This is a genomic window from Enterococcus sp. 4E1_DIV0656 (assembly GCF_002140695.1).
Taxonomy (GTDB): domain Bacteria; phylum Bacillota; class Bacilli; order Lactobacillales; family Enterococcaceae; genus Enterococcus_D; species Enterococcus_D entomosocium.
Window position 1 is genome coordinate 1,825,218 of sequence record NZ_NGLF01000001.1, and the last position, 22,028, is coordinate 1,847,245.

At 38.7% G+C, this 22,028-nt stretch carries 20 protein-coding genes and 1 tRNA gene; 17 read left to right on the plus strand and 4 right to left on the minus strand.

What is annotated here, in order from left to right:
- From A5882_RS19785 to A5882_RS08590, 6 genes are all read left to right on the plus strand, one after another.
- A partial coding sequence (locus tag A5882_RS19785; protein WP_176462015.1) for an LPXTG cell wall anchor domain-containing protein occupies positions 1-738 on the plus strand: 738 nt, incomplete at its 5' end.
- 94 nt (positions 739-832) lie between these two features.
- Positions 833-1,558, plus strand: a complete 726-nt coding sequence (locus tag A5882_RS08565; RefSeq protein WP_225869262.1) for a class A sortase — start codon at positions 833-835, stop codon at positions 1,556-1,558.
- 66 nt (positions 1,559-1,624) lie between these two features.
- Entirely contained in the window at positions 1,625-2,443 is an 819-nt protein-coding gene (locus A5882_RS08570; protein WP_016613756.1) for a hypothetical protein, read from the plus strand.
- Positions 2,436-3,953 carry a hypothetical protein gene (locus tag A5882_RS08575; RefSeq protein ID WP_008377200.1) on the plus strand — a complete coding sequence of 506 codons (1,518 nt, stop codon included), beginning with the start codon at positions 2,436-2,438 and terminating at the stop codon, positions 3,951-3,953. Before A5882_RS08570 ends, A5882_RS08575 begins: the two co-directional genes overlap by 8 nt.
- A gap of 233 nt (positions 3,954-4,186) precedes the next feature.
- Positions 4,187-6,358 (plus strand): glucosaminidase domain-containing protein, encoded by a 2,172-nt coding sequence (locus A5882_RS08580; RefSeq protein WP_233499090.1) that lies wholly within the window; start codon positions 4,187-4,189, stop codon positions 6,356-6,358.
- 588 nt (positions 6,359-6,946) lie between these two features.
- A complete protein-coding gene (locus A5882_RS08590; protein WP_005237412.1) occupies positions 6,947-7,291 on the plus strand; it encodes a hypothetical protein in 345 nt (114 codons plus the stop codon).
- A gap of 100 nt (positions 7,292-7,391) precedes the next feature.
- Here A5882_RS08590 and A5882_RS08595 read toward each other — a convergent pair whose 3' ends face one another.
- Positions 7,392-8,246 (minus strand): LysR family transcriptional regulator, encoded by an 855-nt coding sequence (locus tag A5882_RS08595; protein WP_008377207.1) that lies wholly within the window; start codon positions 8,244-8,246, stop codon positions 7,392-7,394.
- 150 nt (positions 8,247-8,396) lie between these two features.
- Between A5882_RS08595 and A5882_RS08600 the strand changes: the two genes are divergently transcribed.
- The 6 genes from A5882_RS08600 (at position 8,397) to A5882_RS08625 (ending at position 13,749) form a co-directional block, all read left to right on the plus strand.
- Positions 8,397-8,789 carry a hypothetical protein gene (locus tag A5882_RS08600; protein ID WP_254908475.1) on the plus strand — a complete coding sequence of 131 codons (393 nt, stop codon included), beginning with the start codon at positions 8,397-8,399 and terminating at the stop codon, positions 8,787-8,789.
- Between the two features lie 140 nt (positions 8,790-8,929).
- Positions 8,930-9,898, plus strand: a complete 969-nt coding sequence (locus A5882_RS08605) for a TDT family transporter (RefSeq protein WP_042890594.1) — start codon at positions 8,930-8,932, stop codon at positions 9,896-9,898.
- A 103-nt stretch (positions 9,899-10,001) separates the two neighbouring features.
- Positions 10,002-10,961: an L-lactate dehydrogenase gene (locus tag A5882_RS08610; RefSeq protein ID WP_034878749.1), complete on the plus strand. Its 960-nt coding sequence runs from the start codon at positions 10,002-10,004 to the stop codon at positions 10,959-10,961.
- A gap of 318 nt (positions 10,962-11,279) precedes the next feature.
- Positions 11,280-12,356, plus strand: coding sequence for an ABC transporter permease (locus A5882_RS08615; RefSeq protein ID WP_005237408.1), 1,077 nt, complete (start codon positions 11,280-11,282; stop codon positions 12,354-12,356).
- Between the two features lie 5 nt (positions 12,357-12,361).
- Positions 12,362-13,063, plus strand: a complete 702-nt coding sequence (locus A5882_RS08620) for an ABC transporter ATP-binding protein (protein WP_086372666.1) — start codon at positions 12,362-12,364, stop codon at positions 13,061-13,063.
- Positions 13,064-13,110: 47 nt separating this feature from the next.
- Entirely contained in the window at positions 13,111-13,749 is a 639-nt protein-coding gene (locus A5882_RS08625) for a TetR family transcriptional regulator (RefSeq protein ID WP_016613761.1), read from the plus strand.
- 115 nt (positions 13,750-13,864) lie between these two features.
- On the opposite strand, the gene A5882_RS08630 is transcribed toward A5882_RS08625, so the two are convergent.
- Together A5882_RS08630 and A5882_RS08635 are read right to left on the minus strand one after the other, a co-directional pair.
- Complete coding sequence (locus A5882_RS08630) at positions 13,865-15,292, minus strand: APC family permease (protein WP_005225272.1); 1,428 nt, start codon at positions 15,290-15,292, stop codon at positions 13,865-13,867.
- Positions 15,293-15,851: 559 nt separating this feature from the next.
- Complete coding sequence (locus A5882_RS08635; RefSeq protein WP_086372667.1) at positions 15,852-16,391, minus strand: hypothetical protein; 540 nt, start codon at positions 16,389-16,391, stop codon at positions 15,852-15,854.
- Positions 16,392-16,532: 141 nt separating this feature from the next.
- Here A5882_RS08635 and A5882_RS08640 point away from each other — a divergent pair, with 141 nt between their 5' ends.
- From A5882_RS08640 to A5882_RS08665, 5 genes are all read left to right on the plus strand, one after another.
- Positions 16,533-19,010, plus strand: coding sequence for a vitamin B12-dependent ribonucleotide reductase (locus A5882_RS08640; protein WP_086372668.1), 2,478 nt, complete (start codon positions 16,533-16,535; stop codon positions 19,008-19,010).
- A gap of 87 nt (positions 19,011-19,097) precedes the next feature.
- Positions 19,098-19,487 carry a DUF4430 domain-containing protein gene (locus A5882_RS08645; protein ID WP_008377219.1) on the plus strand — a complete coding sequence of 130 codons (390 nt, stop codon included), beginning with the start codon at positions 19,098-19,100 and terminating at the stop codon, positions 19,485-19,487.
- Positions 19,488-20,025: 538 nt separating this feature from the next.
- Positions 20,026-20,514, plus strand: coding sequence for an ATP-binding protein (locus A5882_RS08650; protein WP_005237399.1), 489 nt, complete (start codon positions 20,026-20,028; stop codon positions 20,512-20,514).
- Positions 20,515-20,905: 391 nt separating this feature from the next.
- The gene (locus A5882_RS08660; RefSeq protein WP_086372669.1) at positions 20,906-21,157 is read left to right on the plus strand and encodes a type II toxin-antitoxin system Phd/YefM family antitoxin; all 252 of its coding nucleotides are present in this window, start codon (positions 20,906-20,908) and stop codon (positions 21,155-21,157) included.
- 35 nt (positions 21,158-21,192) lie between these two features.
- Positions 21,193-21,408 carry a Txe/YoeB family addiction module toxin gene (locus A5882_RS08665; protein WP_236919532.1) on the plus strand — a complete coding sequence of 72 codons (216 nt, stop codon included), beginning with the start codon at positions 21,193-21,195 and terminating at the stop codon, positions 21,406-21,408.
- Between the two features lie 420 nt (positions 21,409-21,828).
- Here A5882_RS08665 and A5882_RS08670 read toward each other — a convergent pair.
- Positions 21,829-21,901 (minus strand) — tRNA-Lys (locus A5882_RS08670).
- Positions 21,902-22,028 lie beyond the last annotated feature (127 nt).

Sequence of the window (22,028 nt, forward strand, 5' to 3'; positions counted from 1 at the left end):
GATGCTGATTCAGACGCCGATGCGGATGCGGATGCCGACTCAGATTCCGACTCAGATTCAGATTCCGATTCCGATGCGGACGCCGATTCAGATGCGGACGCCGATTCAGATGCGGATGCGGATGCCGATGCAGACGCCGATTCAGATGCGGACTCCGATTCCGATTCCGATTCCGATGCTGATGCGGATGCTGATTCCGATTCAGATGCTGATGCGGACGCCGATTCCGATTCAGATGCGGACGCCGATGCTGATGCGGATGCTGATTCCGATTCAGATGCGGATGCGGACGCCGATGCGGATTCCGATGCGGATGCAGATTCAGATTCCGATTCAGATGCCGACGCCGATGCTGATGCTGATGCCGATGCTGATGCCGATGCTGATGCGGACGCCGATTCAGATTCCGATTCAGACGCTGATGCTGATTCCGATTCCGATTCAGACGCTGATGCTGATTCAGACGCCGATGCGGATGCGGATGCCGACTCAGATTCCGACTCAGATTCAGATTCAGATGCGGATGCGGATGCGGACGCCGATTCCGATTCAGATGCGGATGCTGATTCCGATTCAGATGCTGATGCGGATTCCGATTCAGGATCTGGCAATAAGAAACCGGGTAGCAAATTACCACAAACAGGTTCTTCCTCGATTGCAGCCTCAGTTGTTGGTGGTTTAGCATCTGTAGGTGCTGGATTTGGATTGTGGAATAGAAAGAAAAAGAAAAAGAAATAAAAATAGAAAGAAATAAAAATTGGATTGTTGATAGAACACACTCTTCGTGTTCTATCAACAATTTTAAGGATTAATAGTTTAGAGGTCAATGTATATGGCTAAAGACACGCTGAAGAAGTATATATCCAATATACTCATAGTATTTTTAATAATTTTAGGGGCAATAGCTATTTTTAGTGTTCCTCTAAAAAATCAAATCATTAATATGAATGTAAAACAGTTTTCCATCGAAAATATGACAAAGGAACAAGTGAAGGAGAATCATGAAAAATTAACAGAATTAGAAAATGATCCCATTGAAGAAAACAGTTTTGATTTTGAGTCAATCTCATTAACAAGTTTGTCTTCGATTGTCAGATTACAGCTAGATGAAAATAACGAAACAATAGCTAAGGATAGGACGATGGGCGCAATTTTAATTCCAAGTGTAGGTATTGATTTACCTATTTTTTTTGGAGTAACAGATTTTACATTAAGTTTTGGAGCAGGAACTATGAAACAAGACCAAGTTATGGGAGAGGGAAACTATAGTCTTGCAAGTCATAGAAGTGAAAGTAGAAGCTTATTATTTAGGCCTTTAGAGCATGTGGAAATCAATGATTTGATTTACATAACAGACTTGGAACAAGTTTATATCTACAGTGTTTCTTTTAAAGAAATCGTAAACCCAGAAAGTACGTATTTAATTGAAGATATCCCCGATCGGAAGATGATTACTCTTGTGACATGTGATGATGCCAGAGGAACAAGAAGACTAGTAATTCAAGGAGAATTGATAGAGACAGTGGAATATCATAATGATTTTTTTGAATCTACTTAAAAATTAAATTAATACTTACTTTTCCAATGGAACAGACTGTGTACCAAAAAACTCAATTAAGATAGGGTGAAAAAATTGTATATCTATTTATCTGTGCTTCTCGTGAGCATAGCCTTATTAATACTCATCTCATGGAGGATTTTTAAAGAGCGACAATTAAAGAAAACAGAATTAGCAATTGGAAATGATTTGCTGCTAAAAAAAAAATTAATAGTTTTTAAGCAAATACAGCAAAGTGTAAATATCTGGATTATTTTAGGTGTGACTGCCACAATGCTCCTTAGCCTAATTACATTAGGAACATTACAAATGAAAGATAAGAAGTATGTAGAAAATGTTTCGGGAGAATTAACGAAACTAGAAAAACAAGTAGATGAATTATCAAAAGCACAAGAAAAATTTTTGGAACTATCAATCTATAGCTATCCGGAAGAAGGTATTGGTCTTTCTGAGATTGATTGGAAAGATCTCCTTGCACAGATAACGCCAGAAGAGCGTTTTGTTTATGAAGAAAAAATAGGCAGGGATCTTACGCCCTATTTTGGTCGTACTGTGTCAATCATCACTAATAATGTACCTTTACAATACTTAATTTTGTCAATCTATATTGAAGTAAATAATCAACAAGATCTACCAAAGATACAGGAAAATATCGAAGTTTATTTAAGCGAAGTTCAAGACATAAGTTTTTTAAATCAGGCAAACATTCAAATTTTTGATAGCGATACAGAAACTATGATTTCTGATGAAGTATTTTTAAGGACAGATTCTGGTGAACTAGAATTGCTTGAAAAGGGCGATGATAGTGTGGAGCAAGAAAATGAAAATAAGACTGAAGTCAAAGAAAAAGTAGAGCAAAAAGGAGAAGTAATAACGAATGGCTAAGAAAGAAAAAAGTTTTTACAAAAAATTATTAGATGAAATTCAAGAAGTAAATGTTGAGTCTATTGATCTATATGACACTGAGTCTGAGTTAGAAAGCGATAAATTAGTCAAAGAGCACTCTCAGGAGAATAACAATAAGAAACAAGAGCGAACTGAACAACTTGAAAAAAAGGTCAATACATTAGTAGCTGAGAAGAACAATTTGCTTCAAGAACTAGAGATGAGTAAGAAAAACCATCAAAGAATAAATAATGATCTTAGCGCAATAAAAGAAATCCAGAAGCAACAGGAGAATAATTTAAAAAAGATTACCGAAGATCGAAATAATTTAAAGGAACAATTACGACTAGCTCTTGAAGTAAACGAAACGACTGAAAAGGAATTACAAAAATCATTAAAAGAGAGAAACGAACTTTCAACTAAAGTAAAAGAGATTACAAGCCAAAAAGAAAAAATTGAAAATGACTTGGAATCAAAGAACAAAGAGACTAAAGACGGAAGTAATTTGAAGGAACAATTACGATTGGCTATTGAAGTCAAGGAAACGACTGAAAAGGAACTTCAAAAAGCAATAAATGAAAAAAATGAACTTTCAACTAAGTTAGAAGAAATGGTTAGTCAAAAAAATATGGTTGAAAGTGAATTGAATACACAAAACCTAGAGTTAAGAACAAAATTAGAAGAGATTGAAAATCAAAATAAAAATTCAGAAATAAAAGAAGCGTATCAGGAGTTAAAAAATAAATTCGAAACTAGTAAGAAGGATAACCAATATCTTACACACGAACTAAATAAAGCAACACAAAAAGTAATTGAATTAACACAATCATTAGAGCAATACGGCCCTAATCATTTAAATAGTGAAGAATTAGAAAAAGAAAATACGGAAGATTATCGAATTGAACAACTAAAAAGCCAATTAACCAATGTTATTGCTGATACACAAAAAAGATATGATGAATGGCAGGTCGAGAAAGAGCAGTTAAAGGCAACCATCAACAAAGTTGAAGAAAGCTATGAAGAAAAATTAGAAGAAAAACAACATGAGATTGATACTTTGAAAGATAAGCTTTCTGAGAAAGAAATAGCAGAATTAGTTATTACAAAAAAAGATATTCCAAAAGCAATCCAGGACCTTCAGGAACTAGAGACAGAACTTGAAGAAATTCAAGAAGTTCAAGAATTAAAAAAAGAGTTGAGTAAATTAACAAAAGAAAAAGAGAAGTTGCAAAAAGAGAAAGAAGAGTTCGAAGAGGAAATTGGTGAAGTATTAGCATTCGCAAAACGAAAAGCTAAAAGAACTGTCGAAGAAGCACAGTTAGAAGCCAATAAAATGATTCGATTAGCAGAAGTACGTGTTAGTTCTATTCATGAGAGAGCAAAAGAGATTCTATTCGACGTAGATGAAACAAAAGACGAAGTGACAAATCTTTTTGAAGATTTGCAATTTAAAGTAAAACAGCTAGCACATAATAAATTACAATTTAATGACTTTGAAGAATACAAATAATTTTTGTGAAAGAGCATTCTTGCAACAGTCAACAGAAACAAGATAATCATACCATTTTTATCGGATATCGGTCATGTATGGTCAACTGTTGCAAAATACTAAGAACAAAGAATATTTAATATAGATAAATTTTTGTGTAATAATCTAACATTTTTAAAAAAAGCGTTTATTTGAATAGAAATAGGAAAGCAAGAAACAATGAAAGAGAGAATGAAGCGCGAGGAGGTATTAAGATGAAAAATAAGAAGATAGGTATCACACTAATCAGCCTAGGTGTATTAGCAGCACAAAGTTTTACCACACCAACTTTGTTGGCAAGCAATTTAACTGATCATCTTTCTGATAAATCAGAAGACGCAAGCCAATCCACCTTCTCAAAGGAAAGGAAGCAATCGAATGTTGATTTGCAAGAACCCAACATAGAGTTAGTTTCGAGTATGCGACAAGCGTCTAATGTAACATCGAATATAGCAATGAGTACCAGCTCCAAAACCGAATTGTCTAGTGGTTATGTTCCAATAATAGAAGAGTCAAGTGAATCTTCCGATGAAAGTACCGACTTTCCAGAAGAGTCTCATTGGGAAGATGAAGAGTTGGGGGAAGAAAACACTGAAGAACAAGAGTCAGACAAACCTGAAGAATCGCAGCAACCAGATATCCCAATAGAAGAAACGATTCCGTCTGAAGTACCAGAAGCTGAACAAACAGTACCACCTTCTTCTGAGGCACCAGTGCAGCCCGATCCACCAACTTCCTCAACAAATCAAGAGGATCAAAGTTCTGATTCAGGAGCTAATCCATTTCCACCGAGTGCTCCGGTGACTCGACCACCTGCTACAGATCAAGAAATTGATACAATTTTTGAAGGTTTACTCAATAGTGCAGAGAATCAACTTCCAGATGCATTTAGAAGTAGTGAAGTGGCTGAATCAACGTTAGGGAGTTTCACATTACCGTTATTAGCTAGCTTTGACCACTCCTGGCAAGCTGCGTTGGTGTATCAAACCATTCGACAGGTTGGCGCAGATGACATAGAGAGTAAAGAAGTCGATACTTGGCTGAAAGAACTTTATAACGAAGTACTGGCGACAAATCTAGAAAATCTTGATATGAAAGAATCAACCTATAATTCATTACAGCCTGGTGATATTCTCTATAAGGAAACTGCGGAAGGGAATCAATTATTGGGAATTTGGCTAGGAAACGATTATTATGGGACAATTGGTACACAAGAAATGTCAGAAACATTGGAACAAGAATCTCAAGAAGATGAAGTGAATGAAGACGTTGATTTAAATCAATCAGCGACTTCAGTGGTTTATCTTGAGAAGCTGTCCTATCAACAGGTCGATCAAGAAGAATGGGATGAAGAAAACATTTCATTATTGATTAAACGTGCGCAATCACCAGAGTTAACTGAAGTAGGTAAAGAGTTGGTGAAAAATTATCCAGCACAACTTGATTTCCAATTTAATACTGCTACACATGAATTTATCAAACAAATTAGTGAAAAAGCTCGGAAACTAGGGCAAGAGTATGACGTCTTTGCTTCAGTCTTGATTGCGCAAGCTATTTTAGAAAGTGGCAACGGTAGTAGTCTTTTATCAAAGGCACCCTATTATAACCTTTTCGGTATTAAAGGAAGTTATCGAGAAGGTGCAGTAGTGATGACTACCAAAGAGGATTTAGGAAATGGCGAAATGATTGAAATTCAAGATGCTTTTCGTGTTTATCCAAGTTACGATGAATCGTTAACAGATTATATTGCATTGATTCGCGGAGGCGTTTCCCACGATTCATTTTTTTATAAATCAGTCTGGCGCTCAGAAGCAAAAAACTATTTGCGTGCAACTGATGCTTTAACCGGAACCTATGCAACAGACACTAGCTATAATCAGAAATTGAATTCTTTGATTGCTGTTTACGAGTTGACCCAATACGATGAGGATCAATCACAACAAAGTGGTGTCTTCATTAAAGGATTGGAAGAAGTTCCAAATGAATATCGGGAGTTAATGACTTTCCCAGCTTATAATGGGAAAGATTATAATACTTCTGGTTCTTATCCTGTAGGTCAGTGTACTTGGTATGCATTTAATCGAGTCGCACAATTAGGTGGTCGTGTAGATGATTACATGGGAAATGGGGGAGATTGGGGAACTACTGGTCTTAGATTAGGTTATCAAGTTAGTCGAACCCCAAAAGCCGGGACCTTGATTTCTTTCAGCCACGGGACAGCTGGGTCGGATCCCAGGTATGGTCATGTCGCATTTGTAGAAGCGGTTGGACCGAATGGTATTTTAATTTCCGAAGCAAACGTTTATGGTGGTACAACGATTTCTTACCGAGTGATTGGCAATGATCTAGCTCGTTCCTCGTTGGTTCAATATATCACACCGAAATAAGCAATAATAAAAGAGGCAAGTAAAAGATGAATGAATCTTATTATGGAAAGGTGTAACTAAAAGAGTCAATAAGGAAATGAAGGTAGTAAAGCAGGAAGAGAAAATGCTCGATAGAACCTTAACATCAAAAGTCTTACAAGTATTAAAAGAAGAACGTCAGTTGCTCAAAATGAATGCTTAGTGGTATCGGCAGTGATGTAAAATAAAAGTAAAATGTTTAATAGTAGACTGGCGGTTATCAGTATTCTTTGGGGGATCTTCTCTTTCCAACTCGTTCGGATTCAAGGGGGATTCAATGAATCCGACGTTAATAGCATGTTTAAAATCACTTTTACATCTTGATCGTTTTTTGTTGATCAAGAGTGACTCCCATAATGAAGGAGATTTTTATTGGCTATTGTCGCTTCTTCATAAATTACATCTGGAAATTTTTTTAAAGAAGAGGTTTCAAGAGTATCATTCATACATTATCTCACCTATTAAACTACTTTATCGAGAGGCATGTATTTTATTAGCTTCCAAAAAATGTTCACTATTTTTTGGAACGCATTAGAAAGAAATAATCACATAGAGAGGACCTTATGAATCATGCTATTCACAATGAAAGAAGAATATAGCAGCTATTATCAAAAAGAATTTAGGAATGCATCAAGAAAAGAAAAAGATTTGAAAGACTATTTAATTGATTTGTTGCGGCGTTTAAACCAACTAACTGATGAAATCTCAAAAGAAAATTTTTGGAGTGTGCTGCCAAGAATTTTGGGAATTGATGCAAAATTAAACCTATTAGTTGAATTGATTAAATTTGAAGAACTACCAAGCGAAGAAATTATCCGTATCATTGAAAATGACTATCAAAGCTATTTTAAAGAACTATGTGGGTATGATTTAAGTATGGAAACGAGATATTCTTTAGTATTTAACGTCGCATAAATGTATTTTGTTTTTTTGCAAAAAATCGAAGTTGTCTGATGGAAATCCTTTATACTGATTCTGAGAAATTTTCTTAAGAATCAGTATAAAGGATATTTTGTTATCTTCTCGATTCACCAGTACCAGCAGCTCTATTCCTTTCCAACAACAGCCGTTTAATCTCCTCATAAATCTCTCCGGTCTCCGGCGTCGCACGCTGACGATTCTGAATGATAAAAAGATCACGATAGCGGTACTCTGGATCAAGTTCCTGCCAAGGCAACTCTTCTGGTAATGAAAGTTTCGAGATGATCGATTTGCCGATGTTTTGTTTTAGTAGGGACAAAATCACTTCGCTGTTATTGGCTTTGATGATTTGCGGATGCAAGTGCTGTGCGTACAGATAGGTTTCGTTAATGTAGTACATCCCCGAGTCGTTTTCCCGCAAGACCCAAAAATCAGAAGCGAGGTTGCCTGCTAACACCAATTCATCGCGATAAACGAATTCTTTTTGGATCAATGGCGAAACGATTGATTTTTCTATCAGCCCAATATGGGCTTTGTTTGATTCGACGGCATCGATTACTTCTTGAGAATTCATGATTTTGATTTCAAAGGCAAACGTTGGAAATTCTTCAATCAGCTGCGCCATGATGCTGGGCAGTAAGTAGACGGCGGTCGTATTCGAACAAGCGAGTACACACTCTGTTTTAAAATTTTTGGTGTCTTTGGCTTGCGAAAAAATAGTGGACAATGAGCGGAGAGACTCGACCACACGAGGATACAAAAACTCCGCTTGGCTGGTGGGTAAAATCAATTGTTTTCCTTTACGTTCAAAAAGTTTGAAGCCAAGTTCGGCCTCTAAGCGTTGGATTTGCAAGGAAATCGTTGGTTGAGTTTTATAGAGTTGTTTGGCGGCAAGACTAAAGTTTCTCGTTTCATAAACAACAATGAAGGTTTTGAGCAATTCAATCATTTTGGGGACTCCTTTATTATTAATAATATTTATAATTAGTATTTAAAAGTATAATTTTACAAATAGTTATCAGGTGATTATAGTATAAGTGTAGAGAAAAAAGAAAGCAAATTTAGTTGAAATTTTCATACGTTTAGAAAGGATGAGTTGATGAAAACATCGATCCAGCATTTTTTACATTCATTGCCAATCCCGATTTGTGGCTTGATTTTAGGCACTGTGTCATTGGGGAATTTATTGTATTCAGAAGGAATGGAGACGGTTGGAAATGCGTTTTGCACCCTTGGTATTTTCATCATGGGGCTCTTCCTTCTGAAAGTATGCTTTACATTTAAGCACACGATGTCAGAGTTGCAAAACCCAATCGTTGCTTCTGTGGCGCCGACCTTTACGATGGCGCTGATGGTGATTTCCACTGTTTTTGAACGGGTCATTCCCGATGCAGTGATGAATGATCTGCTCTGGTGGGGGGCTATCGGCTTACATTTTGCTTTAATGATCTATTTTGTTGTCGTGCATATTCTGTCTCTTATACACATCTAGATGTGTATAAGAGACAGATTTATAATTAGTATTTAAAAGTATAATTTTACAAATAGTTATCAGGTGATTATAGTATAAGTGTAGAGAAAAAAGAAAGCAAATTTAGTTGAAATTTTCATACGTTTAGAAAGGATGAGTTGATGAAAACATCGATCCAGCATTTTTTACATTCATTGCCAATCCCGATTTGTGGCTTGATTTTAGGCACTGTGTCATTGGGGAATTTATTGTATTCAGAAGGAATGGAGACGGTTGGAAATGCGTTTTGCACCCTTGGTATTTTCATCATGGGGCTCTTCCTTCTGAAAGTATGCTTTACATTTAAGCACACGATGTCAGAGTTGCAAAACCCAATCGTTGCTTCTGTGGCGCCGACCTTTACGATGGCGCTGATGGTGATTTCCACTGTTTTTGAACGGGTCATTCCCGATGCAGTGATGAATGATCTGCTCTGGTGGGGGGCTATCGGCTTACATTTTGCTTTAATGATCTATTTTGTTGTCGTGCATATTTTGCCTGTCGACCTTTCGCTGGAATACATTTATCCGAGCTGGTTTATTACCTTCGTCGGTATTGGCGTCATTCCCAATACTTCTGCTGTCTTTTTTAAAGAGCTGGGGGAAGTGATCGTCTGGATCGCATTGGTATTGTATTTTGCGCTTTTGCCGATTATTTTAAAACGAATCGTCCATCAGAAGCTGACGGAACGTGCGGCAGTTCCTTTGATCACGATTTTAACAGCACCAGGTTCTCTTTGCTTAGCAGGTTACCTTTCCGTATTTGAACAAGGCTCTGCTTGGTTTGTCGCCTTTATGCTGTTATTGTCACAAACGATTTATTTTTGTGTCGTCGCTTATATGAAAAACATGCTGGCAGTCGGCTTTTACCCAAGCTATGCGGCATTTACGTTTCCTCTTGTGATTTCAGCGACTGCTATGTTCAAATCAGCGCAGTTTTTTGCGAATCACCCACTGATATTTGGGTTTCTACAAGCCTTAACGATTATTGAAACAAGCTTTGCCGTGATTGTCGTCTGCTATGTGTTAGGAAAATATGCAATTCATTTGTATCAGCAAGCCAAAGCGCTGATTGCCGGTCATAGTTATTAAGGAAACACAAGAGTACACAAGAGAACATACATTTTTTGAGAAAATACATAATATACGCAAAACAATAGCACAAGTATTTGAAAAGAAAAGGAAGGGATCGCACATGAAAAGTACAAGCAGAAAAGTTGTCGTTGTCGGAACAGGTTTCGTTGGAACGAGCATTGCGTATTCCATGATCAATCAAGGACTGATCAATGAGTTAGTCTTGATCGATGTCAATCGTGACAAAGCAGAAGGAGAAGCCCTCGATTTGTTAGACGGTATGTCATGGGGGCAAGAAAACATCAAAGTTTGGGCTGGAGAGTACTCGGAATGTAAAGATGCTGACATCGTGGTTATTACCGCAGGGGTCAACCAAAAGCCAGGACAAACACGGCTTGAATTGATTGATGTGAACGCCGAAATTATGGCAAGCGTCACAAAACAAGTGATGGCTTCAGGCTTTGATGGCGTGCTTGTTATCGCTTCAAACCCAGTCGATGTCTTAACTTATCAAGCATGGCGTGTGTCCGGGTTGCCAGCCAATCGGGTCGTTGGTACGGGAACGACCCTCGATACCACAAGACTTCGAAAAGAAGTGGCGGCAAAATTAGCCATCGATCCACGGAATATTCATGGGTACATCATTGGGGAACACGGTGACTCGGAAGTCGCTGTCTGGTCCCATACAACGATCGGTGGGAAACCGATCGTAGAATTGATCAAGCAAAAGGATCGTTTGACCGTTGCCGATCTAGCGGTTCTTTCTGAACGAGTAAAAAATGCTGCCTATGAAATCATCGATCGAAAACAAGCAACTTTTTACGGGATAGGGATGAGTGTCGCAAGAATCGTTCGAGCGATCTTAAATGATGAGCAAGCGATTCTGCCGGTATCTTCCTACCTTAATGGGGAATATGGCATCAACGATTTATTCACAGGGGTTCCTGCAGTCGTGGACCAAAACGGCGTCCGCGAAATTATTGAATTGACGCTTACACCTGAGGAAAAACGGCAGTTTGATACTTCGTGTCATCAGTTACGAGCAGTAATTTCCACAATTGGACAAAGCAAAGTCAGCTGATCTCTAGAACACCAATAATGAAATCCTCGTGTTCGTTTTTGCCAAAGCATGGTTCGACTATTTACGGTCTGCCATGCTTTTTTTCATCTAGCAAAGAATGTTAAAAGGAAATGGCGTATTTTACGCGAAACGCCCAGTATTCAACTCTCTTTATTCACACTCCTTTAGGAAAAAACATCCTCAGTGAATGACAGAAAAAGAATGATCGATCAACCTTACAAACTTTCCGAGTTGTAAAAAGTGACAAAGTGTCACCTTATGTGGTATTCTTCAAAAAGTGACACTTTGTCAATATTTGGAAAGTAGGAGGAAAGAACAATGTTTCTGGCTATAAAAGAAATGCGTTATTCAAAATTAAGATATGGGTTGATCGTAGGAATCATGTTTTTGATCGCCTATGTTGTTTTTATATTGTCTGGCTTAGCTACCGGACTTAACTGGGATTTTAAAAAGGCCATCGTCGACTGGGATTCATCCGCGATCGTTTTATCAGAAGATGCGAATGACACATTTGCGGCTTCGCAATTGACGAGAGGGGATTTAGACCGTGTAGAAGGGACACAAAAAGCCCCAATTGGTTTATACAGCAGTGTCATTACGGTCAACGATGAACAAGTCAATGTGACTGTTTTTGGTACACAAGACGATGCGTTCTTGTTACCAGAAGTCTTAGAGGGCAAGCTGTTTTCAAAAGAAAATGAGATCACGATTTCAGAAAACTTAGCAGAAGAAGGTATCAAGGTCGGGGATCAAGTGAAAATCGGACGCTCAGATGAAACCTTCAAAGTCGTTGGGATCACCCCAGAAACGTCTTATACGGTGTCACCAGTGATTTATACTTCCCTCGATACTTGGACGAAAATGAAGTTTGCTAATCAACCATTTGCATCTGACAAGGAGCAGCCAATCAATATCATTGTGACCAAATCAAGTGATCCTAAAGTCGATAACCAAGAAGGAACCCAGCTCAAAGTGTTGGCAACGGAAGACTTTATTGAAAAGCTTCCCGGATTTTCTGCCCAAAACTTGACCTTAAATGCCATGATCTACTTCTTGTTTGTTGTTGCAACGGCAATCGTGGGGATTTTCATGTATGTGATCACCCTACAAAAAACAGCGATTTTTGGTGTGATGAAAGCCCAAGGGATTCGGACCAGCTTCATTGCCAAATCAATTATTGCGCAAGCATTTATGGTAGGAGTGATCGGGGTAGCCCTAGCCTTTGCGGCGGCATACGGCACCAGCTTGTTTTTACCAGATGCCATGCCATTTTTCTTTGAATTAAAGCAATGGCTGCTTTATAGCGGCATCTTGATTCTCGTGGCAGTTCTAGGCGGCTTATTCTCCATTCGGACGGTCACAAAAGTCGATCCAATAACGGCAATAGGAGGGTAACAAAGATGAAAGACATTTTAGTAATGAAGGATATTATAAAAAAATTTGGCAAGCAACATACGGAAGTAACGGCATTAAAAGGACTGAATTTTCATGTTCAAGAAGGGGAGTTTGTCAGTATCATCGGCCCTTCTGGTTCAGGGAAAAGTACCTTTTTGACCATCGCTGGCGGCTTACAAAATCCAACATCTGGAGAGATCATCATCAACCAGGTGAACTTTTCCCAATTAAATGAAAAGCAACGAGGGAAGTTGCGTTTTAAAGAGATTGGGTTTATCTTGCAAAGCTCGAATTTGATCCCTTTTCTAACGGTAAAGGAACAATTTTATTTGGTCGACAAAGTTACAGGAAAAGCCAAGGAAAAGGAACGGGTTGATGAATTGCTTGCTTCATTAGATATTCTCGACCTTCAAGACAAGTTTCCCCGCGATTTATCTGGTGGGGAACGTCAACGAGTGGCGATCGGCAGGGCGTTGTTTAATGACCCAAGTTTGATTTTAGCGGATGAACCAACTGCCAGCTTAGACACCGATCATGCGTATGAAGTCGTGAAGTTATTGGTGAAAGAAGCACATGAGAAAAAGAAAGCGACAGTCATGGTCACCCACGACGAGCGAATGATCCAATGGAGTGATCGCATTTTCCGAATGGAAGATGGCAATCTCATCGAACAAAACGCCCCATCAAGAGAAACTGCACAAGTCTGAGTGGAAAAGTAGAGGGATTTGTTTATAATAGAGGGAGTAGATTGCGAATGATGGAGGAGAATCCCTTGCCAAGTACAACATTTTTTCATTTAAAACAAGAGAAAAAAGAAAAAATCGATGCCGTGCTTTTAGAAGAATTCTTCAGCAAGCATATCAGTCAAGTCAAGGTCTCTGCCATCGTCGAAAAATCGCACATTTCTAGAGGTGCGTTTTACAAGTACTTTCAAAACTTAGAAGATGCCTATGACTATGCGATCACCAACTATTCCAACCAAATCCATTCTGCGATTTTTACGTTTATCAATCGCAACAAAAATGATTTTTTCAAAGGGATCGAAGAATACTTGGCTTGGTGCAGTCAATGGTCACCTGAAGATGATCATTGGAAAATGATCCACTTATGTACTCAAAGCAATGCCTGGACGAAGCGCGATGCGATCCCTGACGATTCGCCCATGATTCGCCAATGGTTGGAGCTGTTGGAAGAAAATCGCTTCACGATCCATGATACGCAAGAAGCCGTCAGTTTCCTTTACTTTATTATGGCGGTCGTGATGGATAGTCTGACAGATTTTATTTCGAATGAATGGACCGCAAAAGAGCTGATCAAAGATTTCCGCTATAAGGTGCAGTGGATCAAGTATGGAATCAAAAAGGACAACAAAGAGTACAACAAAGAGGAATGAATGCTTCGGCAAGAGGATGGAGCAAATACCTCGCACGGCGGAGAAGTTCATTTACAAAGAAAGAGGTGCCCGACAACCGAAATAGTTGTCGGACACCTCTTTTTTGAGCAAATGGTTATTTTTTATTTACACGTTTCGCAATGATTGGCAAGATCAAGCCAATCAAAAGAAAGGCGATCGGCGTAATGATATTTAAGGCCAATTGGAAGAACCAAGCTTGCGGATCTGCCGCATAATCAAGCTTAGGAACCATCCCTAAAATGCAGGCAAAGGCCGTGAACAAGAAGCACCATAAGCCAATCCCAAAGCCAACTTTGGTGTTTTTCACGAATTTATAATCGGAAGTAAAGCGATTGGCGTGTTTGTTGACTAGCATAAAGGCTAAGAAGACCCATAAGTAACGCAGTGGCATGACAACTGAATTCAAGTTCAGCAACCAACGGTACAGTTCGGTCATATTGCCGATTCCTAGTGCTGGAATGATGATCAAAATGCTGACTAGGATACCAGTCATAATATATCCATTTACTGGTGTTCCTTTTTTGTTTAGTTTTGCTAAGCCATTTGGTACAAATTCTGAATCAGCATCAGACAGTAATATTTTCAATGGGGCATCAATTGAAAAGGCCAAAGCAGAGATTTGCGCCAACGCATTGGCGATGGAATAAAGAATGACAAAGAAGTTGCCGATTCCGTAGAAGTTTCCAAGTCGTTGAAAGGCTTCATAAGCGCCGTTGACCATCAAATCTTCTGGAATATGGTTGGCATCAAAAAGCATCCCCATAGCAATCGAGCCGAGCAAGGCACATAACGCCACCATACCAGCTAAAAAGATCATGCCTTTTGGAAATTCTTTTGCAGGATTTTTTGTGTTATTTACGTAAGGCGAGATTTTTTCACAGCCGCCTACCGCAAATACCAGCATCGAGATCGTGGTTAAATAGGTAAAGTCAAATTTAGGGATATAGGTTGAAACAGATGACATGTTTGGTGTAGCAATTTCAGCACCAGTCATTGCTGGAGCGGTGACTGCTAAAAGAATAAAAAGAATCGACATCACGAACATGGCTGTTCCCGCGATGTTCCCAATCATTTTTAAGGTCGTCAATCCTTTAGAGGCAATCCATAAAAAGAATAGAAAAATAGCTAAACAAATCAACGAGACTTCCATGGAACCCATCGTCGATACAAATGTACCATTTCCTTTAAATAACCAACTCAAGGACACTAAGATTCCTTGAGGTTTTTGTGCCAAATAGGGCACGTGCACGACCCAATAAGTCCAAGCAGCAAAAAAAGCCAACCGCTTTGTTGAGGTTTCTTTGATCCATGAGGAGACCCCACCACTTGACTCTTTGAAGGTCGATCCTAACTGACCAACACTTAATGCATAGGGTACAAAATAAAGAGCCATGATTAATAGCCACGAAACAACAACAGTCAATCCTTGTTGAGCGTAATTGTTTACAACATTTCCCAGTCCCCAAACAGAGACGAACGCCATCAGCGCAATATTATACCAGCGTAATTGTTTCTCATTCATCGCTTTCTCCTTCTTAAAATGATTTTTCTGACTGGTTAAAATAGAGCGTTTTTTGAAATTTAGTGAGAAAAAAATTTCTTTCCATAAGTGCTTGATCACTATCAAGTTTCTTATGCACTTTTTCACAAATGTCAAAGGTCAAATTGAATAAAAAAATTTCAGCTGCTCTTTTTTATCCAGTCATTGATTTTCCATAGTTAGGATAAACCTCTGAATTCTTTTGGTCAAGAAAAATTAAATTGTTATTTAAAAAAAATAATAAATTTCTGATGATAGAAAAAGCAAACATCATCATTCATTAATAATCTGAAAGAAATGCTACTACATTCGGTCAAGGGCGTGGATGAAATAGAGAACGTTTCATTTAAATGAATGGACGCATAAAGATGAAAGAAACCCTTTCGAAAGGCTTTTAGCTGGTACTTTTTGGATAGATTTTTAAGCAAAGGAAACAGAAGAGTAGCCATAGTTTTTTTGTTTTTCTAACAATAACTTTGCGCTAACATTCTTTCAAAGAAACACGAAAACAAAGTTAGCTGGATTCTTCATTCCATCGAAATCACTGGTTTTTTTTCTTCAATTTATAGGAGTTGGGTGTTATTCGCTCAAATACTGGCCATAAAAGCAAATAAAAGACGAAGTTTCCACTGGCATGAAAGAAATCGAACCGTAGTCCTTGAAGGTAATAGGCAAGAAACGAAGGAAACTGATAAAGCCAAACCTCCATCAACGAAACGATCAAGCCATAAAGAAGTCCGCAAAGAAAGGCAAAGAAAGCTTGCAGGATACGATTTTTCTTGATGATCGGGATTTTTCCAAGCTGTTGAAAAAGAACGATGGTGCCGGTAAGTGCAGCCAATTGACTGATCGTCCAGGGACCCATGCCTAAATAGATATTTGTTCCGAGCAAACTTAGCAAGGCAATCATCAACGCATCGGTTAAGCAGTAAGAAAAAGCCACTAAAAATAAAAGGGCACTCATAGGCTGAACGTTAGGGATAAAGACAAAAACCAACCGTCCAACGATACACGCTGCGGTGAGCAGTGCTAAATGAGAAATTCTTTGAACGGAGAATACCTTGGATTGGGGAGGAAGCATGAAAATCGCCGACTTTCTAATTGATAATCATTCTCATTATACATGGAAAATAATATAATTCAAGATTGAAATACACATCATATAGTACGATAATAAAAACGGAGCACAATATGTTGTGTTTTTAGAAGGAGAGGGAAAGAAATGGACTACAAAAAACAAACGATTGAGAAATTGAACGAGGATATCAAGTTGTTCCAAGAAGTTTCGGCGATCACACCGGAAATGACCAAAACATTTGAGGGAATCGCTCGTTTGATTATGTTGGATCGTTACTCATTCAAGGATCAAACCCATCAAACGTTGGGTAAGGATGATTTGGTGATTTTGACAACGAAAGCTGATCCTAAATATCCTGCACGAGGAATCGGTATTGTGAAAGCAATCGATGGGGAACTAGTCTCTATCGAAGTGGAAGAGGCCTATCGTTCAGCGTTAGAAGATACTGATGAACAAGCCAGTGGACTTGTGAAAAGAAGAAAAAGTGACATTGAAAAACCGTTAGAACTCTTTTTTGAGCAAGTGGCGCATCGTGTTGCCAAAGGGATTTCTGCCAACGAGTCCCATGACCAGGAGCGCTTCCTTGAGACGTTTTACCAACAAATCGTGTCGCAAAACCTAATTCCCGCAGGCAGAGTACTTTATGGAGCAGGAACAAATTCTCAAGTTACCTACTTCAATTGCTTTGTGATGCCTTTCATCCATGATTCCCGAAAAGGGATTGCTGTCCATCGACAAGAAGTCATGGAGATTATGAGTCGTGGTGGCGGGGTTGGAACCAATGGGTCGACCTTGCGACCAAAATCAAGTGTGGTCCACGGCGTCAGCGGTCGGTCTTCTGGGGCAGTTTCTTGGCTGAATGATTTGGCGAACTTGACGAACCTTGTCGAACAAGGAGGTAGTCGTCGCGGAGCGCAGATGATTATGATGGCAGATTGGCATCCAGATATTTTTACGTTTATTCTTTCTAAAGTTCAAAATCCTGCTGTATTGCTTCACCTGAAAAAAGCAGTCACGAATGCAGCAATCAAACAACTGATCAATGAAAAACTGCAATTTGATCCTTTGACAAAAATGGAAGAAAAAATGTTCACTTATCTAGCGCAACTGCCTGAATCGTCAGATAAGGAACATAATGACATGATCCAAAAGGCAAAAGAAAAATTGCGAATAGGTGGCAGCTATACGGTAAAAGAAAGTGATTTCTTAACTGGTGCGAATATTTCAGTCTGCTTGACAGGAGAATTCATGGAAGCAGTGAAGACAGATGGGTGGTATGAGCTGCGCTTTCCAGATATTGACAATTATTCAGAAGCAGAGATGGCGCAATATGATGCAAAATGGGCGGAAGTCGGGGATGTGCGAGAATGGGCAGCAGCTGGTCATAAAGTCAAAACCTATCAAAGGATCAAAGCTCGTGAGTTATGGGAGTTGATTACTTTTTGTGCAACGTATTCTGCTGAGCCTGGTATTTTCTTTATCGATAATGCCAACAAGATGACGAATGCTACAGCATACGGACAAAAAGTCGTGGCAACCAATCCGTGCGGTGAACAGCCCCTAACCCCTTATGCCGTCTGTAACTTGGCAGCCATCAATCTCGCAAACATGGCGGATCGCCAGAAAGGCACCGTTGATTTTGCCAAACTAAAAGAAACCGTGAAAACAGCAGTTCGTTTCCAAGACAATGTTATTGACGCAACGCCTTACTTTTTTGACAAAAATGAGCAGCAGGCGAAAGGGGAAAGACGTGTTGGATTAGGGATCATGGGCTTGGCAGATTTATTGATCTACTGTGGGAAAAAATACGGATCGGCAGAAGGGAATCAATTCGTTGATCAAATTTTCGAGGCAATGGCAGTCACTGCCTATGAGGCATCCATTGAATTGGCGAAAGAAAAAGGCAGCTTTCCCTTCCTGATTGGAAAAAATGACCAAGAGACGCAAGCGTTGCGGAAGAAATTTGTCGATACAGGATACATGAAAAAAATGCCAGCGCACATCCACGAAGGCGTGCTGCGATTCGGCATTCGTAACTCTCATCTTTTGACCGTTGCACCAACAGGATCGACAGGCACGATGACGGGAGTTTCAACCGGTTTAGAACCTTACTACTCCTTTTCTTATTTTAGAAGCGGTCGACTAGGTAAGTTTATTGAAATCAATGCGGAGATCGTTGACGAATACCTGATGGATCATCCTGAAAGAACCAAAGCGCAGTTGCCGGCATGGTTCATTTCCGCTATGGAGTTGACGCCCGAAGAACATGTCGGTGTGCAATGCACCATTCAACGTTGGGTGGATAGCTCCATTTCAAAAACGGTCAATGCACCAAAAGGATATACAGTAAGCCAAGTAGCCAAGGTTTATCGAGATCTTTATGAAGGAGGAGCCAAAGGAGGGACCGTCTATGTAGATGGCAGCCGAGATTCACAAGTACTTACCTTAGAAGCGGTAGAAAATGAGCTGACCGCACAAGTTGAACCGCTGCCTGTCGTTCAAGTAGATGAACCCGTCGTCTCTGGTGAAATCTGCCCCATCTGCCATGAAGGAACCATTGAGGAAATCGGCGGCTGTAGTACCTGCACAAACTGTAAAATCCAATTAAAATGCGGGCTCTAAGAAAAAACGGGATTGATAAAATAACTCTTATCCGCATATTGGATAGAAAAACGATTAGTATTTTGACTATTGGAGAGGAAGAAATAGATGAAAAAAGTATTTGTCGTATTTATGCTAGTGAGCACATTACTCGTCGCTACAGGATGTCAACAGGCAAGTGTAACGTCAGAAAGCACGCAGCAAAGTTCCTTGAAGCAAGAACAAGGAACAGCTACGATCGTCATCCAAAATCAAGAAGATGTGACCTCAAAAGAAGTAACGTTCCGAGAAAATGAGTCGCTGCTGGAAGTAATGAAAGAAAACTTTACGATCAAAGAAAAAGATGGCTTTATCACCTCGATCAACGGCATCAGCCAAGATCAAAAAGCCAATCTATTTTGGGTCTATACCGTCAATGACGAAATGACCGATAAAGGGGCACAAGCGTTGATTTTAAAGAACAATGACACTATCACATTTGATTTGAAAGCATTCTGATTTGTTTGATTCTAAGGATCTTTATTGGTGCAAAAGAACTTGCACATAAAGATCTTTATCTATACAGATAGACTCTTGCGTTGATTTTGGAGGTAGTTTTGCATTCAAGTTCTATTCAAGAGTCTATTCTTGTTTTTCTATCATAGTTTGGAGTGGTGGCTTATTTTATTTTAAAATTGGAATAATAGGAATAAAGATACCATTACATACATAAGTTTTAGCCATGATGTTTCTTTCGTATTTTGGCTTGCGTTCCTATTTTTTGTAGAAAATAATTTTTTTATAGTAGAGTGGAAATGGACAAAAATTTGATTTATCCGTTAGCTTAAGTGGCTAACGCTTCTATTCTCTAATATATGGTTTTACTTACTATTTTTCTTGCGATTGTTTCCCAATCTGCTTGTTGTTCATAAAAACAATGTTATCATTGTATCATCAGATGTGGGTGGCGAACAGTGGTCTAAAACACGAGCGTTGATTACAAATAAGGTTTTTTCGTTCTCTTTGTTTATTGATCAGAAAAGGTAGGAGGAGAATAATGGTTGAGGTACTTTTGATGTGTGGCGTTAGTGGTGCAGGCAAAACCACTTACTCAAAACAAAAAGAGCAAGAAGGTTATGTAAGATTAGCAATAGATGAATTAATTTGGGAAGACTATGGCGTTTATGGTGTTGATTACCCTTCGGAAAAATATGCAAAAGTTTCGTCATTATCTTCAGTTAAATTGAAAGAGCTTACAGTAAGGGCTGTTCAAGAAGGAAAAAACGTAGTTGTCGATTCTAGTTTTTGGGCTAAAAGTCACCGAGACGCTTATAGAGAACTACTGGCAGCATATGATGTGACGATTAAAGTAATCTATCTAAAAGCTGATTATGATACTTTACGAAAACGATTAGCGATCAGAAATAAAGTCCAGACTGCAAATTCCGCTTTTCCTATTACAGAAGAAATCCTTCAACGGTTTTTTTCAGGATTCGAAGAACCGATAAATGAAGATGAAGTAGTGATTGAGCAAAAGAATAAATGAAGTAGCATCAAAATGTTTTTACTCCTTTTCAATACATTTAGTCTTATTACTATGCAGGACACAAAGGACAGTCATACTAGAAGCAAAACAGTGATTGGCAATTTCTTTTCTTGTTGCATTCTTCGATTAATAAACGGATCAAAAAGCAATCCGCTGAAGACAAAATGACTATGACAGCTGTTAAAGACCAAGAATCAATACAAGAAACCGCCCATTTGGTAAATAGGACGGCAAACAGTAAGCACTTTGAGCAATCGAAACCACAAGTTAAGGCTCAAAAAACGATTACTACAAGACTTGAAGACTTGTAAGAAAAATTAAATATATTCTTCCTCTTTATTTACGTACGTTATAATATGCTTAAGATTTTTAAATAGAAGGAGGAGAAAACATGAAAGTAATTACACCAACGAATGCAAGAAAAAACCTTTATGGAATCATTAAGCATGTTGTGGCTGACAGTCAACCTGTAGAAATTGCGAGTACAAAAGAGGAAGAAAGCGTCATCATGATTAGTAAGAGCGATTGGAACTCCTTACAAGAAACGCTCAACTTACAAAATGTGGGTGTACTTGATCGGATCAAACACTTTGAGAATGAAGAAAGTGAAGACTTAGGTGAAATTGATTGGGATAGAATGTAAAGATCAAAAAGAATGCTCGCAAAGATTTGTCTAAATTGAAGAGTATCAATCTAACTAGTAAGTTTGATGAACTGATCAAAGTCATTAAGGAAAATCCTTTTCAAACACCGCCGCCTTACGAAAAATTAACAGGATTACCTTACTGTTCAAGACGTCTCAATATCAAACACAGGTTGGTATACAGCGTGGAAGAAGAGAGTAAAACGATCACGATTCTCTCTGTTTGGTCACACTATGAACGTGGGATATAATATGCTAAACTATTTCGACTCTTTGTCAATAAGGACTGATGAGTCGTACAAAATCAAATCTGGGTCAGAATAAATAGCATTCTGGCTCAGATTTTTTGTTAGCTTACTTTGATTAGTTGATTGATCAAAATGATTCTAATTCTCATGTTCTCAAATGATTTAAATCTGTAGAATACTCGTTTCGTGATCGGTAAATGAGTCATCGTTTGAGTAAGGGAGAGAATCGTATTGAGATGCCTTCTTCATCGCTCAAAAGTTTTTGAAGTTTTACACAGACCTCTTCAAATAAGAAATCCTCTTATCAAAAAAAATCCCTTTATTCGCAAGGTGATAATAATAAACAAAAAAAATGGAACAGCATAAATGTTTTCGAAATGCTTTCGCACCAACATTTACCTGTTCCGTGGGTTTGGCACCCAATGGGCCGTGAGGGGCTCGAACCCGCGACCCGCTGATTAAGAGTCAGCTGCTCTACCAACTGAGCTAACGGCCCGTACCAAAAGTACTTCATTATCTTAGCACTCCGGTGTTTAAAAATCAATCATTCTTTTGAAAAAAATGTGCGCTTTTTTCAGTTGGAAAACAGGGGTTATCTTAAAAAAACACCATTCGTTCCCCAA